Origin of the sequence: Natronospira sp. (genome assembly GCF_007134575.1) — a bacterium.
GTDB classification, from domain to species: Bacteria; Pseudomonadota; Gammaproteobacteria; order Natronospirales; family Natronospiraceae; genus Natronospira; species Natronospira elongata.
The window spans coordinates 1-4,468 of record NZ_SLKM01000299.1; the positions used below are offsets into that span (position 1 = coordinate 1).

General features: G+C 64.5%; 4 protein-coding genes. 3 read left to right on the forward strand and 1 reads right to left on the reverse strand.

Features of this window, described 5'->3' with window-relative positions; translation table 11 throughout:
- Nucleotides 1–181 precede the first annotated feature (181 nt).
- The gene (locus tag ACJWXQ_RS12010; RefSeq protein ID WP_346050959.1) at nucleotides 182–1,570 is read right to left on the reverse strand and encodes a class II fumarate hydratase; all 1,389 of its coding nucleotides are present in this window, start codon (nucleotides 1,568–1,570) and stop codon (nucleotides 182–184) included.
- A gap of 129 nt (nucleotides 1,571–1,699) precedes the next feature.
- Here ACJWXQ_RS12010 and purB point away from each other — a divergent pair, with 129 nt between their 5' ends.
- The 3 genes from purB to ACJWXQ_RS12025 all read left to right on the forward strand — a co-directional run.
- Entirely contained in the window at nucleotides 1,700–3,067 is a 1,368-nt protein-coding gene (gene purB / locus ACJWXQ_RS12015; RefSeq protein ID WP_346050960.1) for an adenylosuccinate lyase, read from the forward strand.
- The gene (locus tag ACJWXQ_RS12020) at nucleotides 3,067–4,236 is read left to right on the forward strand and encodes a JmjC domain-containing protein (RefSeq protein WP_346050961.1); all 1,170 of its coding nucleotides are present in this window, start codon (nucleotides 3,067–3,069) and stop codon (nucleotides 4,234–4,236) included. The genes purB and ACJWXQ_RS12020 overlap by 1 nt, the downstream gene beginning before the upstream one ends.
- A partial coding sequence (locus ACJWXQ_RS12025; protein WP_406672894.1) for a GNAT family N-acetyltransferase occupies nucleotides 4,223–4,468 on the forward strand: 246 nt, incomplete at its 3' end. The genes ACJWXQ_RS12020 and ACJWXQ_RS12025, both read left to right, overlap by 14 nt.

The window sequence follows — 4,468 nt, forward strand, 5'->3', positions numbered from 1 at the left end:
ACGACCGGCACCAGTACGGCCGCCGGTCGTGGCTGCTCCGGGCGCATCAGGCCTGCCGGCACATCGCCGTGCACGCCAAGCCTGGCTTCCCGAACCAGATCCGCCGGCGGGCGTGAACCCGCCAGCGTCGCCAGCAGACGGTCCCTGAGCATCCTGTCGCTCACGGTCGCCACCGCGGGCCTCAACCCTTGATCCCGCCCCGAGTAAGCTCCACGGCATCCAGCAGCCGGTCGAGATCTTCCTCGGACAGATCCGTCTCCGCCCGGGCCACGTCCCGGATGGGACGCCCTTCGGCATAGGCCTTCTTGGCCACCGCCGCGCCCTTCTCATAACCAATGACCGGATTCATGGCGGTCACCAGGATGGGATTCTTCTCCAGGGCTTCCTTGAGATTGCCCTCGTTGACGCTGAAACCATCAATGGCACGGTCGGCAAGCTGGGTGCTGCCGTTGGCGATCAGCTCAATGCTCTGCAGCAGGTTGTAGCCGATCACCGGCAGCATGACGTTGAGCTCGAAATTGCCGGACTGGCCGCCGACGGTAATGGTGGCGTCATTGCCGATCACCTGGGCGGAGAGCATGCACACCGCTTCGGGAATCACCGGGTTGATCTTGCCGGGCATGATGGAGGAGCCGGGCTGCAGGGCCGGCAGGGTAATCTCGCCAAGACCGGCCAGAGGACCACTGTTCATCCAGCGCAGATCATTGGCGATCTTCATCAGCGACACGGCCACGGTCTTGAGCTGGCCGGAAAGCTCCACCGCCGTGTCCTGAGTGGCAATGGACTCGAACTGGTCCTCGGCGGCCTCAAAGTCCAGGCCGGTCCGCTCGGACAGGTGGCGGGCAAAACTGCCGGCGAACTTCTCGTGGGCATTGATACCGGTACCCACTGCGGTACCACCCTGGGCCAGACCGTAAAGGCGCGGCAGCGTGGCCTCCACTCGATTGCAGCCACGGCGAATCTGGGTCGCCCAGGCGCCCATGGTCTGGTCGAAACGGACCGGCATGGCATCCATCAGATGGGTGCGACCGGTCTTGGCCACACCGGACAGCTCCCCGGCACGCCGCTCGATGGTGCCGGCCAGATGGCGCATGGCGGGCAGCAACCGCTCATTGACTTCCAGCGCGGCGCTGACATGGATGCAGGTCGGGATCACGTCATTGCTGCTCTGGCCCATGTTGACGTCATCGTTGGGATGGACCTTGTCGCCGAGCTTGTCACTGGCCAGGCGGGCAATGACTTCATTGGTATTCATGTTGGAACTGGTGCCGGAGCCGGTCTGAAACACATCCACCGGGAACTGGGCATCATGGCGGCCGGAGGCGACTTCCTCGGCGGCGGCCTGGATGGCGTCGGCACGCGCATCGTCGATCAGGCCCAGCTCACGGTTGGCGGCGGCGGCCGACCATTTCACCAGGCCCAGGGCCCGGATAAAGGCACGCGGCATGCGCAGACCGCTGATGGGGAAGTTCTCCACGGCGCGCTGCGTCTGAGCACCCCAGAGCGCCTCTTCCGGCACCTGGAGTTCGCCCATGCTGTCCTTTTCGATCCGGAAACCCTTGCTCGACATTGTCCTGCTCCTGTTGATTGCGTGACTGGAAGTGAAAACGCCCCTGTCACCGGGCCGGGCAAGCCCTTGCAGCGGCATTCCTGATAAAATGGTGATTTTATCATTCCGCGAAACCAATAAGGGAAATTGATGAGCGAGCACGCACTCACCGCCCTCTCCCCCCTCGACGGGCGTTACGCCGGCAAGACCGAAGCCCTCCGCCCCCTCTGCAGCGAGGCGGGCCTGATCCGCTATCGTGCCCTGGTGGAATTGCGCTGGCTGGCCGCCCTGGCCGATGAGCCCGGCATCCGTGAACTGCCCGAACTGAGCAGTGATGCCCGAACCTGGCTGGAGACCCTGATCCAGGGCTTTGGCAGCAGCGACGCTGCCCGGGTCAAGGAAATCGAACGCACCACCAATCACGACGTGAAGGCGGTGGAGTACTACTTGAAAGAGTGCGTTAAAAATCACGCGGAACTCAATGAAAAATCCGAGTTTTTCCACTTCGCCTGCACCAGCGAGGACATCAACAATCTGTCCTATGCCCTGATGCTGGCCGACACCCGCGATGAGATCCTGCTGCCCACGGTGGATGATCTGATTGAGAAGCTGCGGGCCCTGGCACACGAGTATGCGGACCTGCCCATGCTCTCCCGCACCCACGGCCAGCCGGCCTCTCCCACCACCCTTGGCAAGGAACTGGCCAATGTGGTCGACCGTCTTCGCCGCCAGCGGGCGCGCATTGCCGGCGTGAAGATCCTGGGCAAGATCAACGGTGCGGTGGGCAATTACAACGCCCACATGGCCGCCTACCCGGAAGTGGACTGGCCGGCCCTGGCGAAAAAGTTCGTGGAAAGCCTGGGTATCGACTGGAATCCCTACACCATCCAGATCGAGCCCCATGACTACATGGCCGAGCTCTTCGATGCCACCGCCGGACTCAATACCGTGCTGATCGACCTGTCCCGGGATATCTGGGGCTACATCGCCATGGGTTACTTCAAGCAGCGCACGGTGGCCGGCGAAGTGGGCTCCTCCACCATGCCCCACAAGGTCAATCCCATCGATTTCGAAAATGCCGAGGGCAATCTGGGCCTGGCCAACGCCATGCTCCGCCACCTGGCCGACAAGCTCCCGATTTCCCGCTGGCAGCGTGACCTGACCGACTCCACCGTGCTGCGCAATGTGGGCAGCGCCTTCGGCTACGGCCAGATTGCCTATGCCGCCCTGGACAAGGGCCTGGGCAAGCTCGAGGCCGATCCCAAACACCTGGCGGCCGACCTGGATGCCAACTGGGAAGTCCTGGCCGAGCCCATTCAGACGGTCATGCGCCGCTACGGTATTGAATCGCCCTATGAAAAGCTCAAGGAGCTGACCCGCGGCAAGCGGGTGGATCAGGCGGGCATGGCCGCCTTCATCGATAGCCTGGACCTGCCCGGCGCGGTCAAGACCCGCCTCAAGGACATGACCCCGGCCAGCTATATCGGCAATGCCGCCGAACAGGCCCGGGCCATCTGATGACAGACCGGCCCTACAAGCTGCGCCTGGAGGGCCTGGAGCCGGCCCGCTTCCTGTCCCGCTACTGGCAGAAGAAACCGGCCCTATACCGCCAGATCCTGCCGGGCTTTGAATCACCCCTGAGCCCCGAGGAGCTTGCCGGCCTGGCCTGCGAGCCGGATGTGGAGAGTCGCCTGGTCCAGGGGCCGCCCGAAGGCCCCTGGACCCTGAGCCAGGGCCCCTTCAGCGAGAGCCGCTTTGCCGACCTGCCGGAGCGGGACTGGACGCTGCTGGTCCAGGATGTGGACAAGCACCTGCCCGCCCTCGCCCGCATTCTGGACAGCTTCGACTTCCTGCCTCGCTGGCGCATGGACGATCTGATGATCAGCTATGCCGTCAACGGCGGCTCGGTCGGCCCCCATGTGGATGCCTATGACGTCTTCCTGCTGCAGGCAAGGGGCACCCGCCGCTGGGCGATTGACCCCGAGCCGGCCGACCTCAGCCGCCGCGATGACTGCGAGCTGGATGTGCTCCGCCACTTCCAGGCCCGCGAGGAATGGCTGCTGGAGCCGGGCGACATGCTTTACCTGCCACCGGGCGTGGCCCACTTCGGCCTTGCCGGCCCCGACTGCATGACTTTCTCGGTGGGGCTCAGGGCGCCGGACACCGCCGGCATGATTTCGGACTTCTCCGAATTCGTGACCCAGCAATTGCCTGAGGGGCATCGCTACGCCGACCCCGATCTTGAGCTGGACGAGGCCGGGCCCCGCCTGCACCCCAAGGCCATTCACCGGCTGCGGGATCTATTCAGCACCTTGCTGGAGCGGGACAACGAGGAACTGGCCGACTGGTTCGGACGCTTCATCACCGAGCCCAAGCCCTGGCTGCGCGCCGAACCGGACCCCGGCGACGGCTCCCATGAGGCGCTGAACCAGGCCCTGGCCGCCGGCCGCACCCCTGAACTGCGCAGCGACATCCTGGCGATCTGGCGCGAAGGCCCGGACGGGCGGCCGCATGTTTTTGTCGATGGCGACATGGAGGTCTGGGATCGGGGCTGCGAGGCCACCCTGGACCATCTGCTGTCCCGCCAGCCCTTCCCGGCCGACTTTGATCCCGGCGCGGTTGGTCGTAAGCTGATCAGTGTCTGGCTGGACAAGGGACGACTGGAGTGGACCGATGAAAACGACTAAACAGGCCATCAGCGTGCGTCGGGCCCGCTGGCCCGAGGATGTCCCCCTGCTGCGAAGCATCCGCGAACCGGTCTTTGTCGAGGAGCAGCAGGTGCCATTGGAGATGGAATGGGATGAGGACGATCCCCACTGCATCCATGTGATCGCAGAAGATGCCGAGGGCAATGCCATTGGCACCGGCCGCCTGGCCAAAAGCGGCAAGGTCGGGCGCATGGCGGTACTCAAACCCTGG

Coding starts and splice junctions, on each gene's coding strand:
- ACJWXQ_RS12020 (WP_346050961.1), top strand. CDS start 3,067: ATGACAGACCGGCCCTACAAGCTGCGCCTGGAGGGCCTGGAGCCGGCC.
- purB (WP_346050960.1), top strand. CDS start 1,700: ATGAGCGAGCACGCACTCACCGCCCTCTCCCCCCTCGACGGGCGTTAC.
- ACJWXQ_RS12010 (WP_346050959.1), bottom strand. CDS start 1,570: ATGTCGAGCAAGGGTTTCCGGATCGAAAAGGACAGCATGGGCGAACTC.